The organism is Desemzia sp. FAM 23990 (genome assembly GCF_045528485.1).
Taxonomy (GTDB): Bacteria; Bacillota; Bacilli; order Lactobacillales; family Carnobacteriaceae; genus Desemzia.
This window is the reverse complement of sequence record NZ_JBGQQW010000071.1, coordinates 1-491: the sequence shown is the minus strand read 5'-3', so window position 1 is coordinate 491 and position 491 is coordinate 1. Positions and strand designations below refer to the sequence as shown.

The following is a 491-nucleotide window of genomic DNA, read 5'->3' as shown; positions in this document are numbered from 1 at the left end:
ATCTGCCTTACAAGCAGAGGGTCAGCGGTTCGAGCCCGTTAACCTCCACCATGAGTCATTAGCTCAGTTGGTAGAGCATCTGACTTTTAATCAGAGGGTCGCAGGTTCGAATCCTGCATGACTCATAATAACTTTTCGAAGTTATTTTAGTTAATACAATCTATTTTAATCACACTATTAGCCGGCTTAGCTCAGTTGGTAGAGCATCTGATTTGTAATCAGAGGGTCGAGGGTTCAAATCCTTTAGCCGGCATCCTTTGCGGAAGTAGTTCAGTGGTAGAACATCACCTTGCCAAGGTGGGGGTCGCGGGTTCGAATCCCGTCTTCCGCTTCTAGCAAAACTAGAGTTTGATAACTTGTTCAGAAAGCCGGGGTGGCGGAACAGGTAGACGCACAGGACTTAAAATCCTGCGGATAGTGATATCCGTGCCGGTTCGATTCCGGCCCTCGGCACCATTATTAGCACCCATAGCTCAATTGGATAGAGTACT

Annotated in this window: 4 tRNA genes; all 4 read left to right on the top strand. The window is 47.3% G+C overall.

Going from position 1 to position 491, the window contains the following annotated elements:
- Positions 1–52: 52 nt before the first annotated feature.
- The 4 genes from ACEN4I_RS13495 (at position 53) to ACEN4I_RS13480 (ending at position 456) form a co-directional block, all read left to right on the top strand.
- Positions 53–125 (top strand) — tRNA-Lys (locus tag ACEN4I_RS13495).
- A 55-nt stretch (positions 126–180) separates the two neighbouring features.
- Positions 181–253 (top strand) — tRNA-Thr (locus ACEN4I_RS13490).
- Between the two features lie 6 nt (positions 254–259).
- Positions 260–331, top strand: a tRNA-Gly gene (locus tag ACEN4I_RS13485).
- A 36-nt stretch (positions 332–367) separates the two neighbouring features.
- A tRNA-Leu gene (locus ACEN4I_RS13480) sits at positions 368–456 on the top strand.
- Positions 457–491: the final 35 nt, after the last annotated feature.